The sequence below is a fragment of the Pseudomonas sp. 43(2021) genome (assembly GCF_017490805.1).
In the GTDB taxonomy this organism is placed as follows: domain Bacteria; phylum Pseudomonadota; class Gammaproteobacteria; order Pseudomonadales; family Pseudomonadaceae; genus Aquipseudomonas.
The window spans coordinates 1-453 of record NZ_JAFGYJ010000499.1 but is presented as its reverse complement, the minus strand read 5'-3'; the positions used below and the strand labels follow the sequence as shown (position 1 = coordinate 453).

The window sequence follows — 453 nt, the reverse complement described above, 5'->3', positions numbered from 1 at the left end:
ATCTTCGTCGCTGAATATGCCCCGGACCGCAAACGCGGCTTCCTCGGCAGTTGGCTGGATTTCGGCTCGATCGCCGGTTTCGTCTTCGGCGCCGGCGTGGTGGTGCTGATTTCGACGATTCTCGGTGAACAGCGCTTCGAAGAATGGGGCTGGCGGATTCCGTTCTTCCTCGCCCTGCCGCTGGGCATGATCGGCCTGTATCTGCGCCACGCCCTGGAAGAAACCCCGGCGTTCCAGCAACACGTGGAAAAACTCGAACAAGGCGACCGCGAAGGCCTCGCCGGCGGCCCGAAGGTGTCGTTCAAGGAAGTCGCAACCAAACACTGGCGCAGCCTGATGACCTGCATCGGCGTGGTGGCGGCGACCAACGTCACCTATTACATGCTGCTCACCTACATGCCGAGTTACCTGACGCACAACCTGCATTACAGCGAAAACCACGGCGTGCTGATC

At 60.7% G+C, this 453-nt stretch carries 1 protein-coding gene; it reads left to right on the top strand.

Translation table 11 applies throughout. The annotated features are described in order from the left end of the window. Positions 1-453, top strand: a 453-nt coding sequence (locus J5M71_RS28370; RefSeq protein ID WP_207838954.1) for an MFS transporter, incomplete at both ends; no start/stop codon positions are given.